Source organism: Marinobacter sediminicola (assembly GCF_031157525.1).
Taxonomy (GTDB): domain Bacteria; phylum Pseudomonadota; class Gammaproteobacteria; order Pseudomonadales; family Oleiphilaceae; genus Marinobacter; species Marinobacter sediminicola.
Genome location: NZ_JAVIXR010000004.1, coordinates 198,303 through 222,637, shown reverse-complemented (window position 1 = coordinate 222,637; position 24,335 = coordinate 198,303). Strand labels below are relative to the sequence as shown.

Annotated in this window: 16 protein-coding genes; 1 reads left to right on the top strand and 15 read right to left on the bottom strand. The window is 53.4% G+C overall.

Annotated features, from left to right (window positions below):
- Positions 1-9 precede the first annotated feature (9 nt).
- The 5 genes from RG807_RS07845 to RG807_RS07825 all read right to left on the bottom strand — a co-directional run bounded on the left by RG807_RS07845 (position 10) and on the right by RG807_RS07825 (position 10,391).
- Entirely contained in the window at positions 10-2,736 is a 2,727-nt protein-coding gene (locus tag RG807_RS07845) for a hypothetical protein (protein ID WP_309044393.1), read from the bottom strand.
- 191 nt (positions 2,737-2,927) lie between these two features.
- Positions 2,928-4,958: an NAD-dependent DNA ligase LigA gene (gene ligA, locus RG807_RS07840; protein WP_309044392.1), complete on the bottom strand. Its 2,031-nt coding sequence runs from the start codon at positions 4,956-4,958 to the stop codon at positions 2,928-2,930.
- A 78-nt stretch (positions 4,959-5,036) separates the two neighbouring features.
- The gene (zipA, locus tag RG807_RS07835) at positions 5,037-6,062 is read right to left on the bottom strand and encodes a cell division protein ZipA (RefSeq protein ID WP_309044391.1); all 1,026 of its coding nucleotides are present in this window, start codon (positions 6,060-6,062) and stop codon (positions 5,037-5,039) included.
- A gap of 146 nt (positions 6,063-6,208) precedes the next feature.
- The gene (smc, locus tag RG807_RS07830; protein WP_309044390.1) at positions 6,209-9,703 is read right to left on the bottom strand and encodes a chromosome segregation protein SMC; all 3,495 of its coding nucleotides are present in this window, start codon (positions 9,701-9,703) and stop codon (positions 6,209-6,211) included.
- 1 nt (position 9,704) lies between these two features.
- Complete coding sequence (locus tag RG807_RS07825) at positions 9,705-10,391, bottom strand: GntR family transcriptional regulator (RefSeq protein ID WP_309044389.1); 687 nt, start codon at positions 10,389-10,391, stop codon at positions 9,705-9,707.
- A 289-nt stretch (positions 10,392-10,680) separates the two neighbouring features.
- On the opposite strand from RG807_RS07825, the gene RG807_RS07820 reads away from it, so the two are divergent.
- Positions 10,681-11,526, top strand: a complete 846-nt coding sequence (locus tag RG807_RS07820) for a GGDEF domain-containing protein (RefSeq protein WP_309044388.1) — start codon at positions 10,681-10,683, stop codon at positions 11,524-11,526.
- 123 nt (positions 11,527-11,649) lie between these two features.
- Here RG807_RS07820 and rluB read toward each other — a convergent pair whose 3' ends face one another.
- The 10 genes from rluB to RG807_RS07770 all read right to left on the bottom strand — a co-directional run bounded on the left by rluB (position 11,650) and on the right by RG807_RS07770 (position 24,334).
- Positions 11,650-12,663 carry a 23S rRNA pseudouridine(2605) synthase RluB gene (gene rluB, locus RG807_RS07815; protein ID WP_309044387.1) on the bottom strand — a complete coding sequence of 338 codons (1,014 nt, stop codon included), beginning with the start codon at positions 12,661-12,663 and terminating at the stop codon, positions 11,650-11,652.
- A gap of 39 nt (positions 12,664-12,702) precedes the next feature.
- Complete coding sequence (gene scpB / locus RG807_RS07810; protein ID WP_309044386.1) at positions 12,703-13,344, bottom strand: SMC-Scp complex subunit ScpB; 642 nt, start codon at positions 13,342-13,344, stop codon at positions 12,703-12,705.
- A 47-nt stretch (positions 13,345-13,391) separates the two neighbouring features.
- Positions 13,392-14,183, bottom strand: coding sequence for a segregation and condensation protein A (locus RG807_RS07805; protein WP_309044575.1), 792 nt, complete (start codon positions 14,181-14,183; stop codon positions 13,392-13,394).
- A complete protein-coding gene (locus RG807_RS07800; RefSeq protein ID WP_309044385.1) occupies positions 14,176-15,390 on the bottom strand; it encodes a tryptophan--tRNA ligase in 1,215 nt (404 codons plus the stop codon). The genes RG807_RS07805 and RG807_RS07800 overlap by 8 nt, the downstream gene beginning before the upstream one ends.
- A 119-nt stretch (positions 15,391-15,509) precedes the next feature.
- Positions 15,510-16,382, bottom strand: a complete 873-nt coding sequence (gene sucD / locus RG807_RS07795; protein ID WP_309044384.1) for a succinate--CoA ligase subunit alpha — start codon at positions 16,380-16,382, stop codon at positions 15,510-15,512.
- A complete protein-coding gene (sucC, locus tag RG807_RS07790; protein WP_309044383.1) occupies positions 16,382-17,548 on the bottom strand; it encodes an ADP-forming succinate--CoA ligase subunit beta in 1,167 nt (388 codons plus the stop codon). The genes sucD and sucC overlap by 1 nt, the downstream gene beginning before the upstream one ends.
- A 194-nt stretch (positions 17,549-17,742) precedes the next feature.
- The gene (lpdA, locus tag RG807_RS07785) at positions 17,743-19,185 is read right to left on the bottom strand and encodes a dihydrolipoyl dehydrogenase (RefSeq protein WP_298446960.1); all 1,443 of its coding nucleotides are present in this window, start codon (positions 19,183-19,185) and stop codon (positions 17,743-17,745) included.
- A 35-nt stretch (positions 19,186-19,220) separates the two neighbouring features.
- Complete coding sequence (gene odhB, locus RG807_RS07780; protein ID WP_309044382.1) at positions 19,221-20,450, bottom strand: 2-oxoglutarate dehydrogenase complex dihydrolipoyllysine-residue succinyltransferase; 1,230 nt, start codon at positions 20,448-20,450, stop codon at positions 19,221-19,223.
- 25 nt (positions 20,451-20,475) lie between these two features.
- Positions 20,476-23,313 carry a 2-oxoglutarate dehydrogenase E1 component gene (locus RG807_RS07775; RefSeq protein ID WP_309044381.1) on the bottom strand — a complete coding sequence of 946 codons (2,838 nt, stop codon included), beginning with the start codon at positions 23,311-23,313 and terminating at the stop codon, positions 20,476-20,478.
- A gap of 316 nt (positions 23,314-23,629) precedes the next feature.
- The gene (locus RG807_RS07770; RefSeq protein WP_298446957.1) at positions 23,630-24,334 is read right to left on the bottom strand and encodes a succinate dehydrogenase iron-sulfur subunit; all 705 of its coding nucleotides are present in this window, start codon (positions 24,332-24,334) and stop codon (positions 23,630-23,632) included.
- Position 24,335: the final 1 nt, after the last annotated feature.

Sequence of the window (24,335 nt, the reverse complement as noted above, 5' to 3'; positions counted from 1 at the left end):
TGCTGCAGACTAAGGTGTCAGCAGCGTACCCTCAGGGCTCAGCAGCAGTATTGCCCAATCCGCCCCGATACGTGTCAGCGCCACAACTTCGTCATCCCGGTAATTGGCCAGCTTCATAACGTTCGAGTCTGCGGCATTTATCTGAAAGCGCCACTCATTACGATATGCTGCAGTTTCTGCATCCGGCTCGTCTTCGGGCACCAATGATATTCGCGCAACGATGCCAGTTTCTGAGCCACTGGTTCCTGCGGAACCGGTGAAATCACCATCGGAAACACCTCCGGCAATCAAGTCTCCGAAAAAGCCGGTTAATGTCGAAAACTGCTCGCTGGAAAGATCGTTTTCATCATTCAAGTTAAACGAGCGAACAATCTCTCCTTCAATGGTATAGCCCAATATGAAGCCACTCAGGCTGGAGTCCGGCTGACTTGTCAGGCTCAAACTGTCTCCGTCGCCCTGCTCTACGGTGTATCGGTTGCTGCCATTCCCAAGCAACCACAAAGTGGTTCCCTCTACTATGCCGTCAGCAACCTGCTCATCCGCGTCTGTACCACGCTGGCGCACGTTAAGCTCACCATCTTTTGATGCCGCGCTGTAAAAATAGACATCTTCGCCTCCCAGTGACGACTCACCGTTAACCGAACCCATGGCAGACCCAAACAATATCGGGCTAAGCCCCGTTGCCCTTGCGCCAGCAACACGGTCGTCTGCGGCGGACCCAGCTTGGCGAGTCCAAGCCAATGTCGGAGCAAAGGTGTTCCCGTCAGGTAATGAATCTATCCGCTGCACGAAGCTGTCAAAACCGCCAGCGGAGGTTTGATCCGGCCATTCACCCTCGGTTTCACCAGCAATCACGACAAATCCGCTTGCGGGATTGATACCTGCCGAGCGAACTATGTCGTCGGCAGTGGTACCAGTGCGAGTGGTCCAGGTTTCTACATATTCTCCGGTATTGCTCGCCTCGTCATACCAATACAACGACGAAACAACATCCTTCCCACCGACTCCGGTCGTACCACTTGCCGGGCCTTCCGCAGTGTATGCCACCACAAGTTCATAGCGGATCGTGCGGATATTGTTTTGCACCACCTCACGTCTCGCCACACCAACGACCGGATCCGGTGCTGCTAATTGGTCTCCGGGCGCGGATACTGAAAGCGACTGCAGTAGATTCCCTTTCTGGTCGTATATTTTCACAAACACCCGGTCACTATCGGCACTATCGTAACCGGCCACGAACATTTTGCCGCCATGCCCCACCACAACATCAGTTGCGACAAAGCCAACTCTAGAGCCAACGGTCAACGGCGATGTCAGCTCATTAATGCTGACGCGAAGTACGTCTTCGTCGTCAACCCGGGCGTAATTTTCTCGGCCAAGCTGATAGAGCGTATCCAGCCCCAGAAGCATAAAACGATCATCCGGCCCCGCATTGAAGTAGGAAGCAGGGTCCTCAACCGTCACTGTGAAGCTAACCTCATCTGTGCCCACGGGGAATACCAACTCGTCGTTGGGTAGATCGGTCCCGAATTCGGTATTCAACCGCGCCGACGAATCTTCCGTATGGCCCAGCTTCGCCCGAATCTCTCCATCTCGCTCACCAGTAAGGCGCGCAATGTACGTGCGGGAGTCGCCCACATTCAACGCATCGCGGGTTCCGCCTTTAACCGTCTCCAGGTGTACTTCTGGCTCGTTGTCATCAATAACCAGATTAGTGCGAGCACCCTCATTGGTTGGCCCAACCGCCGCGAGACCTGAGCGCACTTCTGTCAGGCGCAACTGTGCCACTTCTGTAGGTTCGGGGAAGCTATCATCTACAACTTCCAGACGAATGTAGCACTCGGTTATACCTGGTTCGAAGGTGATTACGCCTCCTGTATAGACACCAGGATAAGCCCCTGCGGGATCCGTTTCATAAGTGAGATAGGGAATGTCTTCGAGCAGTGCCTCACTGCCGCTACCAAGAGCCACAATATCGGTACCGGGAATAGCGTCGCCAGTGTTGGCTCGACCGTGGTCACACCGTTGATGGGGCGCCGTAAAGCCAGGGTCGCAACTTTGTGGGTTGTAATCCGATATCAATTCGAAAGCGACGGCGACACGGGTTACGGATGGACGATCCAGCAGTACTTTTACGAAAACCGGCCTGGTGGGCAACGTAAGATCGAGGGGGCTTGCAGTCACCGCACCATTAGCATCATAGGTATTGACGGTAAAGCTGTGCTCTCCCGGGGTTTCCAGATCGGGCAACTCACAGCGCTCCCGGTTTGTGTCTGGAATGGAGGGAGATTTTCCTTCTGTAAACGTCTCGGCTTCGAGTGAAAGCACGTTGTATTTTACTTCAATATCGAATGGCACTGCGCCCGCCATCTGCCCGTCAGTGCTCACCAGATTAATATTCGTCAGCTTACCAAGGTCGGCATCGCCCCGGGCTCCGCCATTCAGGCCTGGCACACCGCGCATGATAATGCCCTGTCGGGCCTTGTTGCTGGTATCTTCCAAAGCCAGCCAGGAAGGCGCATTGGTCAACGAGTAGTCAAGTATGTCCTCCCCGCCATAGGCACCAAAGTTGTAATAATACTCAACGCCTATGTAGGCAACCCCTGGCGGAATACCCAGAATTGTCGGCTGGTCGGGATCTTTCTCGGTTTTACAGCCTGCAGCAATGAGGGTAAGTGACAGAGCAATACTCACCTGCAAAGCGGTGACAGGGCGGGGAAACAACTCGGCGCGCATGGAAAAATCCGTTTCAGAACGTTGTTGTTATAGCAGTGCGTGAATCCTGGCGGAAACCACCGATTTACACACAGTTACAGAGTGCCTCCATGTTAGCCAGTTTCGGAAACCGGGTATCTGCGCGAGTTCTCAGATTCACCGGCCAGCCGAACTTCGCCGGGACAGTTGCCCGCCAATTGTGAATCCAGTGCCTATAACAAACCATGTTCTTTAAACATATCCAGCAAGGCCACCTCATCCATAACTTTTACGCCAAGTTGCTCAGCTTTTGTGAGCTTGGAACCCGCAGCCTCACCCGCCACCACACAGGATGTTTTTTTCGACACGCTGCCCGCAACCTTTGCACCAAGGGCTTCCAGCTTTTCCCGGGCTTCATCACGGGTCATTTCAGATAAGGTTCCAGTGAGCACCCAGGTTTGACTGTGCAGGGGCTTTTCACCGCCGGTAACTTCCTCTTCCTGCCATTTAACACCTGCGGCACGAAGGGCTTCGAGAGTCTCGCGGTTGTGGGTTTGCTCAAAAAAGCTGCCAATATGGCCAGCGACAATTGGCCCAACATCTGGCACAGCGATGAGCGCGTCCATGTCTGCCTCTGCTACAGCCTCCAGAGTGCCGAAATGAGATGCCAGGGACTTTGCCGTAGCCTCACCCACCTCCCGGATACCCAATGCATACAGAAAACGCCAGAGAACCGGCTGCCGTGAGCGATCGATGGCTTCAACAAGATTAGTAGCCGATTTCTCACCCATTCGCTCCAGACGAGTTAAATCCTTGACGGTCAGCAGATAGATGTCTGCAACGGTTTTAACCATGCCTTGGTCAACCAGAATATCGATCCATTTATCACCAAGGCCTTCGATATCCAGGGCTTTTCTGGAGGCATAGTGGCGGATCGCTTCTTTTCTTTGGGCAGGACAAAAAAGACCACCCGAGCAACGCGCGATAGCTTCGCCTTCAATCTGGATAACATCCGAGTCGCACACAGGACATTGTTTGGGAAGCTCCACCGATTGGGCGTTTGCCGGGCGCTTTTCCAGAACCACCTTCACAACTTTAGGAATAACGTCGCCAGCCCTGCGGATAAACACAGTATCGCCGATATGAACATCCAGCCGGCGTATCTCATCCATGTTGTGGAGAGTGGCATTGCTGACCGTCACCCCCCCGACAAACACCGGCTTCAGGCGTGCAACCGGTGTAACAGCGCCGGTGCGCCCAACCTGAAATTCAACATCTTCAACAACGGTCAGCTCTTCCTGGGCAGGGAACTTCTGGGCAATTGCCCAGCGTGGTGCACGGGAAACAAATCCCAAGGCTTGCTGATAATCCAATCGGTTTACCTTGAACACGATGCCGTCTATTTCGTAAGGCAACCCACCGCGCTTCTGCATTAGCTCTTCATAAGCCTTTAGGCACTCCCCGGCGCCAACCGCTTTGCGCATTTCGGGATTAATCCGGAATCCCCAGCGCTGAACCTGCTGCAACCCCTCCCACTGTGTGTCTGGCAACAAGCTCTCGTCTGTGACCGCGACGCTGTAGGCGCACATCTCCAGTGGCCGCCGTGCGGTGACCGTTGATTTCTTTTGGCGCAAGCTTCCAGCAGCGGCATTTCTCGGGTTCACAAAGGCTTTTTCGCCCTGATTTTCCAGCCTTGCATTCAACGCTTCAAAGCCGGCAAGAGGCATATAGACTTCACCTCTTACCTCCACAAGATCGGGTACGTCACTGCCTCTAAGCCGCAGTGGGACCGATGGGATAGTGCGGATATTGGCTGTGATATCTTCGCCGGCATAACCATCGCCCCGCGTTGCCGCCCGAGTGAGGGAGCCTTGTTCGTAATGCAGGCTAACCGCCAAACCATCGAGCTTGGGCTCACAGACATATTCAACGTCTTCATCCGTGCCCAGCCTTTCTCTCACCCGGCGATCAAAGTCTCGGAGTTCGTCTTCATTAAAAGCGTTGTCGAGCGACAACATGGGCAAGCGATGAACAACTTCCTCGAAGCTGGTTTCAGCACTGCTCCCTACCCTGCGAGTAGGCGAGTCTGCAGATTCCAACCCCGGGTGCTCCGCCTCAAGATTCTGAAGCTCCCGAAACAGGCGGTCGTACTCAGCATCCGGGATGCCGGGATCATCCAGCACGTAATACCGGTAATTGTGTTCATCAAGGGCGGAACGCAACTCATCTACCCGCTTGATCGTTTCCGGTAACGGCTTGGTCATAGCTTAGTGCTCTTGGCTGTCAAAAAAATGCCCGGACAAACCCGGGCATTGTTATTTCTCGTTCTGTCCCAGACCGGCTCAGTGGCGTGGCGTTTGCTGCTTGCGCTCAAACTCACGGATGCGCTGCCGACAATGCTCTACGGTTTGGGCTGTCATCACGCTGCGCCGTTCATCTTTGAGTTCGCCACCCAGATTTCGGACCACACACTGGGCCGTTTCGTGCATAAAATCAAAGGCCTGGAGTGCATTTGTTGGCCCTGGCATACTCATAAAAAAGCTGATGCCAGGTGTTGTCATAGCAGCCGCATCATTCGGCTTGAACGTGCCTGGCTCTACGGCATTTGCAACACTGAATTGTACAGGGCTGGTGGTATTCTCTGCCTCATGGCGATGGTAAATTTCCATATCACCGTGAGCCAGGCCACATGCCTCAAACAGTTTCTGCAAAGCGGTTCCGCTGAACTCTTCCCCCTGGCGAGCAAGCACGTTTATAACGATAACCTCACGGGCTTCCGGGCGATTGGCTCCCGCCAAAGGTTGGTCTGCGCCAGAGCTTCTCTGCGGCTCTCGACGAGCGGTATCTTCTTCGACATCAATAGCAGGGCTTTCAGCAGGCTCGGAAACAGGCAGTTCTTCCTCTGATGCCCCCCAACCGGTATCAGCGGTCAAATCATCCGGTTCAGCAGACGACCATTCGTCCTCTTCAGGATTTGCATCCGTGTTTTCCAGCTCCCAGTCATCGACATTATCTTCGGGCGGTTCATGCCCCCATGACGTGTCATCGGATGCAAACGTGTTTTCCCCAAGTGTTTCTTGAACAGGTCGTGTTGGCTTCTGTGGCTTAGCCTGAAAACGCGAGGGCTTTTCACGCCGCACGTAACCACGCTCTTCGAGTGTATCTTTTGAAATCGCCCTCGCCCCACCGTTCGGGAGCTCAGGATTATGGTAGTCATCCAGCGGAGACTCTTTCAAGTCATCAACACCCATACCGGATGAAATCGCAATAGATTCTTTGCGGGCGCGTCGCATGCGCCTCAATCCGTCGATAACAATGGCAAGGATAACCAAGGTGCCGATGGCAATTAACCATTCCCTAAGTGACATAGTGCTGCTGTCCTGTTTGCAGATCAGATCCGGAAGCGAATAAAGGGCTCCGGCTGATACTCTAAAAAAAGCCCGTAATGAATACAACGCAAAGCCGCATCACATGGCCTTTTTGTCATTTTTGCGGTTTTCTGGTCAGCGATATTTCAGGCTTCAGCCAGAGCGGCCGCTTCTTCCACATCCACAGTAACCAAGCGCGAGCAGCCAGGTTCGTGCATGGTAACCCCCATCAGCTGGTCCGCCATTTCCATAGCAATTTTGTTGTGGGTTATGTATATAAATTGTACCTGTTTTGACATTTCCTTGACCAGATTTGCATAACGTCCAACGTTTGCATCGTCCAGGGGGGCGTCAACTTCGTCCAGCATGCAGAAAGGCGCCGGATTGAGCTGAAAAATCGAAAATACCAACGCAATGGCCGTTAAGGCCTTTTCACCGCCTGAAAGCAGGTGGATGGTGCTGTTTTTCTTACCCGGTGGGCGCGCCATGATAGCCACACCCGTTTCCAGAAGGTCCTCACCAGTCAGTTCCAGATATGCGTTGCCGCCACCAAACACCTTCGGGAACAGGGCCTGAAGGCCGGCATTTACCTGGTCAAACGTTTCCTTGAAGCGCTGGCGCGTCTCCCGATCGATCTTGCGAATGGCAGTGTCGAGAATATCCAGCGCTTCGGTCAGATCTTCATGCTGGCTGTCGAGATAGGTCTTGCGCTCGCTCTGCACCTGATACTCGTCAATCGCAGCAAGGTTAATGGCTCCAAGGCGCTGAATACGATTACCAATTTTTTCCAGCTCTTCTGCCCACTCGTGCTGAGTGGCACCTTCCGGCAGTTGCGGTAGTATTTCCTGCAACTTCACATTCAGCTCTTCAAGTTGCTCAATGTGATTCCCCGCTCGGATCTCAAGAGCCTGAGATTCCATTTTCAGCTTTTCCAGCTTGGTACGAACATCCTGCACCCGGTGATCGGTGCCACTTCTACCCTGCTCCTTCTCACGCACCTCGCGATCAATTTCTTCCAACGCGTCTCGGGCCACGCCAAGTTTTTCTTCTTCGGCAAGACGTCGATCCAGCAGCCCTTCGAGCTGCATTTGCAGATCTTCCACGGGTTCTTCCGCGCTCTCTCTCGATTCTCTGAGCATTTCAAGCCGTTCTTCCAACCGTTCTTTCTGTAACTGCATACGATCTATAGTCTGACTCAGGCCATCTCGTTGACTACTCAGAGTTTGCAGTTGTAATTGCAGCTGGTGGGCGTGATCCCGATCATGACGTGCTTCCTGGCGCAGGCCATCAAGCTTTTCTCTAAGTACGTCGCGCTGCTCCAGGAGGCGCTCTTTTTCATCGTCACCGTCTTCAGCCTGCACCAACGCCTGCTGCCATTCTTCACGGGCGATGCCCAGGCTTTCCTGCTGACCCTCGAGGTTCAGCGCCACATCCGAAGCATCTTCATGAATCCGTGCAAGCCGCGCATCAATCTGCTCTGCCCGCGCACGAAGACCACTGATCCTGGACACGACCTGGCTGAGTTCACGATCAGTTTCACTTAGCTGGGCCTGCGCCTCATCCCGTGCAGCTTCTGCTCTTTCTGTTTGCGCCTGCAGTGCTTCATAACGAGCGACCACCTCTTCCTGAGAATGCTCGGCTTGTGCCAGTTGCTCCGCCAGCTCATCCACTTTCTTCTGCCGCTCGATAACGCCGATCTGGCTGACATCCGAATCAGGCATCAACACCCAATCCTTCGCCACCCAAACACCTTCGGGGGTAAAGATGCTGCGCCCTTCTGCCAGCGCCGACCTCTGCGACAACGCCTCCTCAAGGGTGTCGGCAACGTCGATGCCTGCCAACATGGCTGTTACCGCAGCGACACCGGTCGCTTTTGCTGCAAGGCCTTGAGCAGATGCCTTGTCGCCAGCACCCACCTCCATCACAGCAAGACCTTTTGGCGCGCTCTGTAAAGCCATTGAAATGTGTTCAATTTCTGGCAACAAGAGCCCCTGGCTTAGGCGACCAATCGCCTGCTCTACAGCAAATTCCCAGCCATCTTGTATTTGCAGCTTGGCGGCAACCCGTGGCAGGTCACCAAGCCGGTGTTCTGAGAGCCACGCTTGCAGCGTGTCATTCTGACCACCCATTTGCTCATCCAGAAGCGACTGCTGGGATTCCAGTGCAGCCTGTAAACTCTGCACCCGTTGCCGTACGTCTGTCAGGCTTTTTTCAGTATCCCGTTGATTTTGTCGGGCATGCTGCAACTCATCCTGCTCCGCTTCAATGCGCTCAGCCATTTCCTCGCGCTGCAGCGAAAGCGTTTCCTGCCGTTCCTGGAAATCCTGTAGCTCATCTCGATCAATCTGGTCATCCAGTTGCGCCTGCTCTTCCTGAAGTTTGCGCTGACGGGCAAGAAGCTGATCTATGGCCTCCTCAAGAGACTTGATGCGTGACTGGGCAAGCTCTGCCTCACGACGAGCATCAGCCGACCGTGAACTGAATTCCTCCCAGCGTTGCTGCCACTCACTCATGGCGTCTTCCGCCAGCTGAAGCTTTTCTCCGGATTCTTCAGAACGAATAGCAAGAGCTTCCTGCTCTGGCTCAATCATCTCCAGCTCTTCACGGATAGCAGACAGCTTGTCTTCGTCCTGGGCAAGCTCGCGAGTGAGCTCGCGCTGGTTGGCCATGGCTTGATCCAATTCCACCGCGGTTTGCCGACTGCGCTCCCGTTGATGCTCAAGACTCTGCTCAATGCGGGCAATATCTGCGCCGGCCTCGTAATAGCGGGCCTGAGCACGATTAAAGTGCTCTGTTCGCTCGTGGTGGCTGTCGCGAAGGGATTCAAGGGACGTTTCAAGGCTGATGCGTTCAGTAAGCTGCTTTTCAAGCTCTAGCTCTGTGTCGCGGATTTTGCCACGCCAGGATTGAAGATCATTATCGAGGGCTTGCCAGCGCAGAACCGTGAGTTCGGCTTTTTTCTGGCGTTCCTCCTGCTTGTAGGCTTTGTATTTTTCTGCAGCAGCAGCTTGCCGCTCAAGGTGCTGTAACTGGCGACCCAGCTCTTCACGAAGATCTGTCAGGCGCTCAAGGTTTTCCTGGGTGCGCCGCATCCTGTTTTCGGTTTCGCGGCGCCGTTCCTTGTATTTGGAAATGCCTGCAGCTTCTTCGATATAGACTCGCAGCTCTTCAGGTTTGGCTTCAATCAACCGTGAAATCATGCCTTGCTCAATGATGGCATAGCTTCGAGGGCCGAGGCCGGTACCGAGGAACAGATCAGTAATATCGCGGCGTCGACATTTCGTGCCGTTCAGGAAATACTCCGACTGGCCTTCCCGGGACACCCTGCGCCGAACGGATATCTCGTTAAAACGCACGAACTCACCGGGAGCCGACCCATCACTGTTATCAAACACCAGTTCAATGGACGCCTGACCAACCGGCTTGCGGGAACTGGAACCATTAAAGATAACATCAGTCATGGATTCGCCTCGCAGGTACTTGGCGGAACTCTCCCCCATTACCCAGCGAACGGCGTCAATAATATTGGATTTACCACAACCGTTAGGCCCGACTACCGCAGTCAGGTTGGTAGGAAAAGGCACGGTAGTGGGATCAACGAATGATTTGAACCCGGCAAGCTTGATGGACTTCAGGCGCATGTCACGCGCTCTCCTCCTCCATGAGAATACTCAGGACCTGTTGGCGCTGATGCTCACCAAATGCCTGTATTGCAGATTCTAAACGAGCTGCGTCACCAATCAGCGCAGCTTCTGCAAGCTGCTGAAAAAAGGCGGCGGTTTGGCCTATGCCGCCCCGGAAGTTCTCAAGCGCAACAAAATAGGTACGACTGATGGCAGGCCGGAAGTTTTCGAGCGTTTCCTCCAGAAACGGATTTTCCACCAGTCGATAGGCATAAAGCAGAACCTCAAAGCCCGCCTCGATCACTTTCTCGGCAGCATCCGGCCCAGTCGAGTTCACAGCTTGCGCTATTGCTTCAACCTCACGAACCCGCCCAAGAATTCCGCCCAGCTCTTTATTACCGGCCCAACGCTCAACGAGTTTTCGCCCGAGCATGCAGAGCAGGTCGATGTAAATATCATAAAGATTGTTGACGCTGGCCACCGTCAGGCTGGAAACCACTGCGCCCCGGCGGGGAAATATCTCAACCAGGTGCCTCCGCTCAAGAATTAACAAGGCTTCGCGCACGGACCCCCGGCTGACGCTAAGATCGCTGGCAACCTTGAGTTCCTGAATGCGGCTACCAGGCTTCAGATCCCGTGTAACAATCCGCTGCCCCAAATGCTGGGCGATCTGTTCGGAAAGACTTTCTGGAGCCTGAAACGTCATACGAAATGGTGCTCACTTCTGAAAATGGGGCGAATACAAGACCGTGAGTTTACCACAGGGATTCTACATCCCCACCCCTCCTGAACAGGCATTTTATTTCGGCCTGCACTTGTGCAGGAACAGGCTTGTCGTATTTTTGACGCTTAGCTCGACCTTCACAGATTCCGTCACCAAACCGCTTTAAGTTCATCGCCTAAATAACTGCTTATAAACAATTTAAAGATCATGGCACGATCGGTGCTTAGAGCTTCCTGAAGCATTGATACACTTTGCCAGTGAGTGAGCCCAAGTGAAAAACACACCGTCGATACAACGAACCACCAAACAGCCAATAAATCTGTCTGCAATCAGGCAGGCGTTTCAGCGATGGTCAAACAGCCCCGACCCACTCACACGGCTGACGCGCCGGCTATCCACTACGCTCTCGCTGGAAACTCAGCTGGGAATTCTGGCGGAAGAAATTGGCAATGCTATCCCCTTCGATGCGCTGAGCTACCGCCATACAATCGCACACCGTGACTTCGTGTTTGCTACCGGCATGGGCGGCCCCCACCAATGTGAATACCGCCTTAACCTGGAAGGGTTCTTTTACGGTACGCTCACGCTAAACCGCCGAAAGAGGTTTACGGATGATGAGCTCCAAGCCATCGAGATGGTCATCAGCGCCGCTATCTTTCCGCTGCGCAATACCTGCCAATATATTGCAATTGAACAAGCAGCTCTAACGGATGCGCTCACATCAATCCCCAACAAGCGTGCGCTTGATGAACACCTTCAGCGAGCAAGCTCGTTGTCAGACAGGCACGGAGAGGAATACACGCTGATCCTTTGTGATCTGGACCATTTCAAAACTGTAAACGACCAACACGGCCACGTAGTAGGTGATCACCTGTTGAAACTGACCGCAGAAGCAATTGAAAACGCGATCAGAAACTCAGACAGCGTGTACCGGTTTGGTGGTGAAGAGTTCGCGATTTTGCTACCACACACCGGTGAGCGGGAAGCGCGAGACGTTGCTGACCGCGTAAGAAATGCGGTTGGCGATATCAAGATAGATTGTGGCGGTACAGAGCTATCTGTAACCATCAGCTGCGGCCTAGCAAGGCACCTTTGTGAAGAAAGCCCGAGCCAATAGATAGCCCGCGCCGATGAGGCTCTTTACAGGGCGAAGGCTCAAGGCCGGAACTGCACTAGAGTATTTGCAAGCATTGGATGAATAGCCTGGGGCCTGCGGCACCCAGGCTATGCATTTCAGATATTACTTGTCGGAATGGGATTTCCGGGGTCTGCCCGTTCCTCTTTGTGGCTTTCCGGCACCGCCACGGGCCTTATCAGAACCACCACTACGGGCGGGCTTGGTGTCACTGACATCCCAGCGCCTGGCTCCAGGCTTCTTGCCTCCGCTTCCAGGGCTTTTTCGTCTCTGCCGCTCATGTGCGGCCTGCTCGTCCGGGGTTTTCTGAGGTATATCCACAGAGGCAAGCCCAACTTTTTTGCTCAGGCTATCGACCGCTTTCTGGTCCAACTCCTCCCACTTCCCAAGCGTCAGCCGGCTTGGCAAGAAGACAGGGCCATAGCGCACCCGCTTAAGCCGGCTTACCCGTACACCCTGAGACTCCCATAAACGACGAACCTCACGGTTGCGACCTTCAAGAAGCGTAACGTGGAACCAGCGGTTTATGCCGCTTCCACCGGCCTGAGTGATATCGCTGAACTTTGCCATACCATCTTCGAGCAAAACGCCCGCCATCAAGCGAGCTATCATGGCGTCATCCACCTCACCGAACACCCGGACGGCGTATTCCCGGTCAATCTGGCTGGAGGGGTGCATAAGGCGATTGGCCAACTCACCATCGGTGGTGAACAGTACGAGACCCGTAGTGTTAATATCCAATCGGCCGATGGATATCCAACGGTTATCCTTCAGCCTTGGCAGACGATCGAAGACCGTTGGCCGGCCCTCGGGATCCTTACGGGTAGTGACTTCGCCTTCTGGCTTGTTATAGATAAGAACCCGACGCACCGTAACAGCGGCTGCCGCGACGTCCAGTCGTTTTCCATCCAATTCAAACGTATCGCTTACCGTGGCTTTCTGGCCGGGCACTGCAGGCTCACCATTCACGATAAGACGTCCGGATTCCATCCAGCCTTCTATTTCCCGACGTGAGCCTACTCCAGCACGGGCCAACAATTTTTGAATCCGCTCTGGCTCGTCATTGATAGCCGTATCTGCGGCCGGTTTCGCTTTTCTTCCGGGGCGTTCTGACGCCATGAACTTAATCCTTAATCGCTGACTGACACCCGAATGGTATCAGTGAAATGTCTGATCTGGCGTGTTGTCGCCAGTGGGCTGAACTGATGCTGAATCAAACTCGATCTCAGCCTGTATATTCTTTTCAATTTCCCTACCGATTTCTTCCAGATCCCGGATTTCAGACAAAGGTGGCAATTCAGTCAGGCCGGAAAGATTGAAATAGTCGAGAAATTGACGGGTTGTCGCATACATAGCCGGTCGGCCAGGAACATCTCGATGCCCTACAATACGGACCCACTCTCGCTCAAGTAAGGTGCGAATGATATTGCTGCTTACCGCAACACCCCGGATATCTTCAATTTCACCGCGAGTGATTGGCTGACGATAGGCAATCAGGGCCAGAGTTTCCAGCAGAGCACGGGAGTAGCGTTGAGGCTTCTCCTCAAAAAGGCGACTGACCCAAGGCGCGAACTCCTCACGAATCTGTAGGCGATAGCCGCTAGCAACCTTGCGCAGCTCGAAACCGCGACCCTCACAGGCATTGCCCACAAGCATCATTACGTGCTCCATAACTTGCCGCGCCGGGCGCTCATCCTCTGGGAACAACTCTCTTAGCTGGTCCAGAGTTAGAGGCTTGCCCGCTGCAAGTAACGCCGCTTCGGCAATCGCCTGAATTTTAGCGAGGTTTTCTTCATTCATGATGGCTATCAGCCTTCTCAGTGCGGCGTTCCAATGCGATATTTATTCTAACGTGCCGCCCGCGCACGCACGTGAATCTGGCCAAGCACTTCTGCCTGTACCACTTCTATCAGCTGCTCTTTCACCAATTCCAGGGTCGCCAGAAATGTCACCACCACCCCTAACCGCCCTTCCTCAATGGTAAACAGGCTTTGGAAGGTGACGAACTGATCATCCCGCAACACTGACAAAATAGCGGACATGCGCTCGCGGGTGGACAGCCTTTCCCGCTCAACGTGATGACTGGTGAAAAGGTCAGCTCTGCTCAGTACGCCCTGCAAGGCAAGAAGCAGATCACGCATTTCAACGTCTGGGTGCGCTTGATTTGACGGAAGCTTCGGCAAGGATGCGGACACAGTAAATGTGTCGCGCTCCATGCGCGGAAGGGTATCAATATCCTCAGCGGCTTTTTTGAAACGCTCATATTGTTGCAGTCGACGAATGAGCTCTGCACGCGGATCCACCTCATCGTCTTCCTCTGCCTCATGCCGTGGCAACAACATACGGGATTTGATCTCCGCAAGTGTTGCCGCCATTACCAGGTACTCAGCTGCGAGCTCGAAGCGCATGACTTCTACGGCGCCAATATATTCCATGTACTGCCGGGTTATCTCACTGACGTCTATATCCAGAATATCCATATTCTGGCGCCGTATGAGATACAGCAATAGATCTAGCGGGCCTTCAAAAGCCTCAAGAAACACCGCAAGGGCATCCGGCGGGATATACAGGTCATTAGGAAGGTCAACAACCTCCTTACCTGATACCCGCGCTAATGGAGCCTGATCTGGCTTAGCGATAGCTCAATCCCATCGCAGCTCGAACTTCGTCCAGAGTATCTCTTGCAGCGTCCCGCGCGTGCTCACGCCCTTCCTGCAGAATGGAATGTACAAGATCTGGACTGTTTTCATATTCAAGAGCCCGCTCACGAATGGGGCGCTGCTCTTCCACAATTGCGTCAATTAATGGCTTTTTGCAATCCAGGCAGCCTATGCCGGCACTGCGACAGCCCGTTTGAACCCACTCTTTGGTGGACTCATCGGAGTACACCTTGTGCAGACCCCAAACAGGGCACTTTTCAGGTTCGCCGGGGTCAGTGCGACGCACTCGCTGTGGATCTGTCTGCATGGTACGAACTTTTTGAGCGACGGTATCGGGATCTTCCCGCAGCCCAATGTAGTTGTTATAGGACTTGGACATTTTTTGACCGTCCAGCCCCGGCATTTTTGAATCGGGCGTTAAAAGGGGCTGTGGCTCAGGCAATATGATCTTGCCACCACCTTCGATGAAGCCGTAAAGGCGTTCACGATCACCAAGGGAGATATTCTGCTGCTCCATAAGTAACGCTCGGGCAGTTTCAAGCGCTTCCATGTCGCCCTCTTCCTGATAACGCTTTTTGAGTGTGCGATAGAGCTTGGCGTTCTTCTTACCCATCTTCACGATGGCCGCCTCTGCCTGGTCTTCAAAACCGGGTTCACGCCCGTAAAGATGGTTAAAGCGGCGTGCCACTTCGCGGGTGATTTCCACATGGGAGACCTGGTCTGCGCCTACAGGCACCTTGCCTGCCCGGTACATAAGAATGTCTGCCGTCTGCAGTAGTGGATACCCAAGAAACCCATAAGTTGCCAGATCCTTTTCCCGCAGTTTTTCCTGCTGATCCTTATAGGTGGGAATGCGTTCCAGCCAGCCCAGCGGTGTAATCATGGACAACAGCAAGTGAAGCTCTGCGTGTTCCGGTACTTGAGACTGGATAAACATGGTGGATGAGCCAGGATTCACCCCCGCCGCCAACCAGTCGACCACCATATCCCATACGCTTTGTTCTATGCCGGACGGGTCGTCGTATTGCGTTGTCAGGGCATGCCAATCGGCTATAAAGAAGAAGCACTCAAATTCGTGCTGGAGTTTCACCCAGTTTTTTAGCACACCATGGTAATGACCTAGATGTAGCTTGCCGGTCGGACGCATACCAGACAAAACCCGTTGCTGGGACTCTACTGAACTCAAAGCACAAACTCCTTCTTTTGAATGGGATTCGCCCATACTAGATCAGACGACCCAGCATTATAAATAAAAAACCCCCGCTCTGCAGAACAGAAACGGGGGTTTTCACGAAAGAAACTAACTTACCAGCCAGTTACTTCCTTCAGAGCCTTACCAATATCGGCCAAACTGCGAACAGTTTTAACGCCGGCATCGTTCAAAGCCGCAAACTTCTCGTCTGCCGTGCCCTTACCACCAGAGATGATGGCACCGGCGTGGCCCATACGCTTGCCCGGAGGTGCTGTAACACCGGCAATGTAGGCAACCACTGGCTTAGTGACGTTATCCTTGATGAATGCAGCCGCTTCTTCTTCAGCAGTACCGCCAATTTCACCAATCATCACAATCGCTTCTGTCTGCGGGTCATTCTGCAGCAGTGCAAGGATATCGATGAAGTTGGAGCCTGGAATCGGGTCGCCACCAATGCCTACGCAGGTAGACTGGCCGTAGCCGAAGTCTGTGGTCTGCTTGACCGCTTCGTAAGTCAGGGTGCCGGAACGGGATACGATACCCACCTTGCCTGGCTTATGAATGTGGCCCGGCATAATACCGATCTTGCACTCACCCGGAGTAATCACACCCGGGCAGTTAGGACCAATCATGCGAACGCCTTTACGATCAACGTATTCTTTGGCGTAAAGCATGTCGATGGTCGGAATGCCCTCAGTGATGCACACGATCAGCTCAATACCGGCATCTGCCGCTTCAATGATCGCATCCTTACAGAACGGAGCAGGAACATAGATTACGGTAGCCTCGGCTCCGGTCTTTTCTACTGCTTCACGAACGGTATTGAATACCGGCAGGCCCAAATGCTCAGTGCCGCCCTTACCCGGGCTTACGCCACCGACCATTTTGGTTCCGTATTCGATAGCCTGCTCAGAGTGAAAGGTACCCTGTGCGCCAGTAAAGCCCTGGCAAATAACCTTGGTGTCTTTATTGATCAGGATGCTCATTATTTACCCCCTGCGGCTTTAACAACTTGCTCTGCAGCATCCGCCAGACTGGTGGCGGCGATAATGTTCAGGCCACTTTCAGCAAGTACCTTGGTGCCTTTCTCAGCGTTGTTGCCTTCAAGGCGCACAACCACAGGAACCTTGACGCCCACTTCCTTGACTGCACCGATAATACCTTCAGCAATCATGTCGCAACGGACAATACCACCGAAGATGTTAACCAGAACGGCTTGTACTGCGTCGTCAGACAAGATGATCTTGAACGCTTCAGTAACACGCTCTTTGGTTGCACCGCCGCCAACGTCAAGGAAGTTTGCTGGCTCACCGCCAGACAACTTGATGATGTCCATGGTGCCCATGGCCAAGCCCGCACCGTTAACCATGCAGCCGATATTTCCATCCAGCGCTACATAGTTGAGCTCCCACTTGGCAGCTTCGGCTTCACGAGGATCTTCCTGGGAAGGATCGTGCATTTCCTGAATCTTTTTCTGGCGATACAGTGCGTTACCGTCAACACCAATCTTGGCATCCAGGCAGTGCAAGTCACCGGCTGGGGTAATAACCAGCGGGTTGATTTCCAACAGAGCCAGGTCACGCTCTTCAAACAGCTTCGCCAGACCCATGAAAATCTTGGTGAACTGACCGATTTGCTTGCCTTCCAGCCCAAGCTTGAATGCCAACTCGCGGCCCTGGAATGGCTGTGCACCAACCAGCGGATCGATCTCAGCTCTCAGGATCTTTTCCGGTGTTTCTTCAGCAACCGTCTCGATCTCGACACCACCTTCGGTGGACGCCATGAACACGACCCGACGGGAGGCACGGTCGACAACCGCCCCCAGATACAGTTCCTGATCAATATCGGTCAGGGACTCAACCAGAATCTTGGTGACCGGCTGGCCGTTTTCGTCTGTTTGGTAAGTCACCAGGTTTTTGCCCAGCCACTTTTCAGCAAACTCGCGAATCTCGTCTTTGGTCTTGACCAGCTTTACGCCGCCAGCCTTACCACGGCCACCCGCGTGAACCTGGGCTTTAACCACCCACGCATTGCCGCCAATTTCATCAGCGGCTGCAACCGCGTCTTTCGGAGTATCACAGGCAATGCCTTGAGATACGGGCAGGCCATATTCAGCGAAAAGCTGTTTGCCCTGATATTCATGCAAATTCATAGTTAGTGTCCCGCTTTTTGATGGAGGATAACCACGTACGGCAGTGAACTCGCCACTCCCCGGATGAGGAGCCTTAAACGCGAATTCTGTTCGATGAGCAGGGGATCACCTCAGCTCACCACGATCGCAAACGGAAATCTGTCTTTTTATAATAAAGGGGCGCCATTACGGACGCCCCTACTTCCTGTTTTGCGTTACTTCTTTTTGCGACGGTTCGCGATGTGAATCGCACCACCGTTGACTGCCAGGGCCGCCTCATGCACAGACTCCGAAAGAGTCGGATGTGCAAAACAGGTCAGCGCCAGATCTTCTGCACTGGAACCGAACTCCATGGCAATAACGCCCTGGGCAACGATTTCTGATGCCTGAGGCCCAACAACGTGGAAACCCAGAATTCGATCAGTTTTCTCGTCGGCAATAATTTTCACCATACCTGAGGCGGCATTTGCAGCCATTGCACGGCCGTTCGCCGCAAATGGGAAAGTACCAACCTTGTAGGCTTCGCCTTCAGTCTTGAGCTGCTCTTCCGTCTTGCCTACCCAAGCCACTTCCGGCGAGGTGTAAATAACGTTGGGAATGCAGTCGTAATTTACCTGGGGCTTTTGGCCAGCGATGCGCTCAGCGACCATTACACCCTCTTCCGAAGCTTTGTGCGCCAGCATTGGGCCGCGCACTACATCACCTACAGCCCAAACACCCGGCGCTTCGGTCTTGCACTTCTCATCAACAAAGATGAAACCGCGCTCGTCCATACTTACGCCGGAATCGGCTGCCAAAAGGTTATCGGTATAAGGTCTGCGACCGACGGCAACAATCAGCTTGTCGACCTTCAGTTCCTGCTTACCCTTGCTGTCTTCGTAACTCACATTAACCAGCTTGCGCTTGACCTCGGCACCGGTTACGCGGCCACCCATGACAATATCCAGGCCCTGCTTACGGAACTGCTTCAGTGCATCTTTTGCAATCTGCTGGTCAACCGCCGGCAGGAAGGTATCTTGCGCCTCCAGCACAGTCACTTCAGCGCCCAAGCGGGCCCAAACACTACCCAGCTCAAGGCCGATAACCCCAGCGCCAATGATGCCAAGACGCTTTGGCACCTTATCAAATTCCAACGCACCTTCAGAATCGACAATATAGCCTTCCGTCATAGGCGCAGGCGGGATATCGATAGGCTTGGAACCCGTTGCAATAATAACGTTATCCGCTTCGTAGGTGCTGGTTTTCCCGTCCTTGTCAGTCACTTCCACCTGACGATTAGCCAACAGCTTGCCGTGGCCATAAATAGAGGTGACACCATTAGCTTTAAACAACCCGGCGATACCGCCAGTCAGCTGTTTTACTATACCGTCCTTGCGCTCCATCATTTTGGCGATGTCGATTTTGACATCCTTGGCAATGATGCCCTGCATTTCATAGTCGTGGCTTGCTTCCTCAAACTTATGGGAAATCTCAAGCAAAGCTTTAGACGGGATACAACCCACGTTCAGGCAGGTGCCGCCCAGAACCTGTGACTTGCCATCTTTAGAGCTCCAAGATTCGACACACGCAGTTTTGAGACCAAGCTGAGCCGCTTTGATGGCAGCAACATAGCCACCAGGACCTGCGCCAATAACAATTACGTCGTACTTATCAGACATAGTAAATCCTGTTTTCCGATTCGTTAGGTGTCAGCTCACACGTCCAGCAGAATGCGCGCCGGGTCCTCAAGCATGTCTTTGATGGCCACAAGGAATTGTACCGCCTCCTTGCCATCCACCATGCGGTGATCATAGGACAGTGCAAGGTACATCATCGGACGGATTTCCACCTTGCCATTGACCGCCATGGGGCGTTCCTGGATTTTGTGCATACCCAGAATCGCTGTTTGCGGCGGATTCAGGATCGGCGTAGAAATCAGGGATCCGAAAATACCGCCATTAGTAATGGTAAAGGTACCACCGGTCATATCTTCAATCGCAAGCTTGCCACCTTTCGCCTTGGTGCCGTACTCAACAATTTTCTTCTCGATATCTGCCAAGCCCATTGCGTCCGTATCACGGAGTACCGGAACAACCAGGCCGCGATCAGTGGATACGGCAACACCGATGTCCTGGTAGCCGTGGTAAACCATATCGTTACCATCGATAGACGCGTTCACAGCCGGGAAACGCTTCAACGCTTCCGTGGCAGCCTTGGCGAAGAAAGACATAAAGCCCAGCTTGATATCATGACGCTTCACGAAGCTGTCCTGATATGCCTTGCGCAGCTCCATGATAGGCCCCATATCAACCTCGTTAAAGGTCGTCAGCATGGCGGCTGTTTGTTGCGCATTAACCAGTCGCTTGGCGATGCTGGCCCGCAAACGGGTCATTGGCACACGCTTTTCAGGACGCTCACCAGCAGCCACGTTCACTTCGGGCATAGCAGACGGTGCAGCTGCTTTTGCGGAACCACCTGAAGACTTGGAAGTATCCACATGATTTTGAACGTCTTCTTTCGTAACGCGCCCGTCTTTTCCAGTGCCCTTTACAGCAGCCGGATCAACGTTGTTTTCGTCAGCTAACTTACGCGCAGCCGGGCTCAGAATCGCGTCGCCGGACTCCTGGCTCTGCTCAGACTTGGCTTCACCTTTATCCGCACTGGCACTGCTGGCTTTGCTCTCCGAAGAACCGGAGTCGCCCGCAGCGCCCGCTTTAAATTTACCAATGACTTCACCGCTCTCTACGGTATCGCCTTCACCTTTAAGAATTTCCTCGATTACACCGTCTGCAGGTGCGACAACTTCGAGAACCACTTTGTCGGTTTCGATATCGACAATCAGGTCGTCACGTGAACAGGCTTCGCCAGGCTGTTTGTGCCAGGTCGCGACGGTACCCTCTGCGACCGACTCCGGGAATACGGGGGCTTTAATCTCAGTAGACATTACAGTTCCTTAGTTCGGTAGCTCGTCAGATTTCAAACGCGTCGTTAACAAGGTTTTTCTGCTCTTCAATATGCACGGACATGTGTCCTGCCGCCGGAGCAGCGGAAGCCTGACGGCCAGCATACTGAAGGTACAGCTTTGGATTCAGACGTTGCAGCGCATTCCGCATATGGTGCTGACTGCAATACCAGGCACCCTGGTTCATTGGCTCTTCCTGGCACCAAACAACATGTTTGAGCTTCGGATACTGCGCCAAGGTTTCGTCCAGATCCTCGCCGGGGAACGGATAGAGCTGCTCAATACGCACTAGGGCAACGTCGTCCCGCTCGTCGGTTTTCTTCTTTTCCAGAAGGTCATAATAGACCTTGCCACTACAAAGAATAACCCGGGTAACCTTTTTCGCTTCAGGCAGATCTTTCTCAGGAAGTACTGTCTGGAAGGTGCCTGAGGTCAGATCGTCCAGATCCGAGGTCGCTTCTTTGTGGCGCAACAGACTCTTGGGCGTGATTGCCACCAGAGGCTTACGCAATGGACGCTTAACTTGGCGGCGAAGCATATGGAAAACCTGGGAAGGCGTGGTTGGCACACATACCTGAATATTGTGCTCTGCCGATAGCTGGAGGAAACGCTCAAGCCGTGCAGAACTGTGCTCAGGCCCCTGCCCTTCATAGCCGTGCGGCAGCAACAGAGTCAGCCCGCACAGGCGGCCCCACTTATGTTCGCCGCTGGTCAGGAACTGATCGATAACCACCTGGGCGCCGTTTGCAAAGTCACCAAACTGAGCCTCCCAGACAACCAGTGCATCCGGCGTAGTTGTTGCGTAGCCGTACTCGAACGCCATCACTGCCATTTCCGACAGTAGCGAGTCGTATATTTCGAACTTTGGCTGTTTATCAGAGAGCTGTGCGAGCGCTATGTGTCTGGAGCCGTCTTTCTGATTATGCAAAACCGCGTGACGGTGAGAGAAGGTTCCACGCCCCACATCCTGTCCGGTCAAGCGGATTGGATGCCCTTCATTGAGCAGCGTTGCGTACGCCATGATCTCGCCGTAACCCCAGTTAATGGGCAGCGCACCTGCCGTCATTTTGTCTCGGTCAGTGACGATCTTGGATACCTGGCGCTGAATGCTGAACCCTTCGGGCACCTGGGTCAGCTTCTTGCCCAGCTTCTGGATGGTTTTCAAGGGCACGCTGGACTTACACTTGGCAGTCCATGCGTGACCAAGATAAGGAGCCCAGTCCACGTAGAGATCTTTGTTCGGCTCTTTGACTAGAGATTTGACCACGTGCTCGCCGTTGTCCAGCGCATCACGGTAGTCATTTTCCATCTGCTTGGCTTCGTCTTCAGTTACCACACCTGCAGCAATCAGCTTGTCTGCATAGATATTGCGCGTGGTTGGCAGCTTACGAATTTTTTGGTACATCATCGGCTGTGTTGCAGCAGGCTCATCCGCCTCGTTGTGTCCACGACGGCGATAACAAACCAGATCGATAACCACGTCACCTTTGAATTCGTTGCGATAGTCCATCGCCATTTGAGTTACAAACACAACCGCATCTGGATCATCAGCGTTCACATGCAGTATCGGCGCCTGGACCATCTTCGCGATGTCGGTGCAGTACTCCGTAGAGCGCGCGTCTTCCTGCTTGCTGGTGGTGAAGCCAACCTGGTTATTGATAACAATATGGATGGTGCCACCCACCCCGAAACCACGGGTCTGGGACATCTGGAAAGTTTCCATCACCACACCCTGACCAGCAAATGCCGCATCACCGTGCATGATAACCGGAACAACCTGATTGCCTTCCGTATCAGAACGCCGAGTCTGGCGGGCACGAACCGACCCCTCTACCACTGGAGATACTATTTCCAGGTGGGATGGGTTAAACGCCATGGCCAAGTGCACTTCACCGCCGTCAGTCATAACGTTGGACGAGAAGCCCTGGTGGTATTTAACGTCGCCGGAACCTGAATCGGCGAGCCTTTTGCCTTCAAACTCATCAAACAGTTCTTTGGGGTTTTTGCCCAAAGTATTGACCAGAATATTCAGTCGGCCACGGTGGGCCATACCCAGAACAATTTCCTTGGCACCGTAATGACCGGCACGCTGGATAAGCTCATCCATGCAAGGAATAAGACTTTCACCACCCTCAAGACCAAAACGCTTGACGCCTGGGTAGCGGGAGCCAAGGTATTTCTCCAAGCCTTCGGCAGCTGTCAGGCGTTCAAGAATATGGGTTCGGGTAGCGGATTCGAAACCGGGCTCTGAGCGAACCGGCTCCATACGTTGCTGAAACCAGCGCTTGATGCGGGTATCAACCACGTGCATATATTCGGCACCGATGCTTCCGCAGTATGTCTTGCGGAGACCATCGTAGATATCGCCAAGCTTCATGGTGTCAGAACCAAAGCTCAGAGAGCCTGTCTGGAACTCCAGATCGAGATCGGACTCGGACAGATCGTGAAACGACAGTTCAAGATCTTCTACCTTGGGACGATTCCAGACGCCGAGTGGATCAAGCTTTGCTTCCTGGTGACCACGAAAACGATAAGCATTGATTAACTGAAGAACACGAATCTGCTTTTTATCAGCATCCGACGTAGCGCCAGCTGGCACGCCATTAGTCGTGAGGAAACGCTGATTGCGGGAGATGTGCTCAAACTGTTCCCGGATCGAAGAGTGAATAACGTCGCGGCCATGATTGCCATCAACGCTTGGAAGCTTGTCGAAATAGCTGCGCCACTCTTCAGGAACGGCATTAGGGTCTGTCAGGTAGGTTTCAAAAAGCTGTTCAACATAGGCCAGATTTCCACCTTGCAAGTGGGACGTCTGCCATAACTGCTCCATCATGCTTTCTTGCATTTTGAATAGCTCACCTTGGGCTGGTGCGGGGGAGCCAAGTATGGTCGGCCAGGGGTAACTATCAGTCAATACGGGTTTTTACGGGATCGACTATGGCCACCACACCCAACATGGATGTTTTCCGTTCCCCAATGATTTTTTATACTCTGCAACGCCGCAAGAAAACCTGCTGAGTTCCCGGCACGGCTTGCGTAGTGTGCACCCGGGTAAGACCTTTGACTATAAGCCTTTGGTTGAAGGCCCCGCATAAAATGCGAGGCCTTCCGGGAGTCCAACCTATTCAGACCAGTATAGCGTCTGTCTGAAATCTTGCCGCTTATGTAGCTCTATGCAGCAAAAGATTCCGGATATGGCCAATTGCCCTTGTGGGGTTGAGACCTTTCGGACATACGCTGACACAGTTCATGATGCCCCTGCAACGGAACACACTGAACGGGTCATCCAGATTGGCAAGGCGCTCAGCTTGCGCTGTATCGCGGCTATCCGCCAGGAAGCGATATGCCTGCAACAGACCTGCCGGACCAATAAACTTGTCCGGGTTCCACCAGAACGAAGGACAGGATGTGGAGCAGCATGCACAGAGAATACACTCGTACAAACCATCCAGCTTTTCCCGATCTTCTGGTGTCTGGAGACGCTCAATAGCAGGCACTGGCGTATCGTTCACAAGGTACGGCATTACTTTTTCGTACTGCTTATAGAACAGACTCATATCTACGACCAGATCGCGGATAACCGGCAAGCCTGGCAAAGGGCGCAATACCAACTTGCCATTCTTGACGACCTGCGACATTGGCGTAATACATGCCAAGCCATTCTTGCCGTTCATGTTCATGCCATCCGAACCACACACACCTTCACGGCACGAGCGGCGGTAGGCCATTGACGAATCCTTTTCCTTGATGAGGTTAAGCACATCAAGAACCATCAGATCCTTTCCTGCCGGAAGCTCAACCTCTACGTCCTGCATGTAAGGGGCGTTGTCAGTTTCCGGGTTATAACGGTAAAGACTTACCAACATA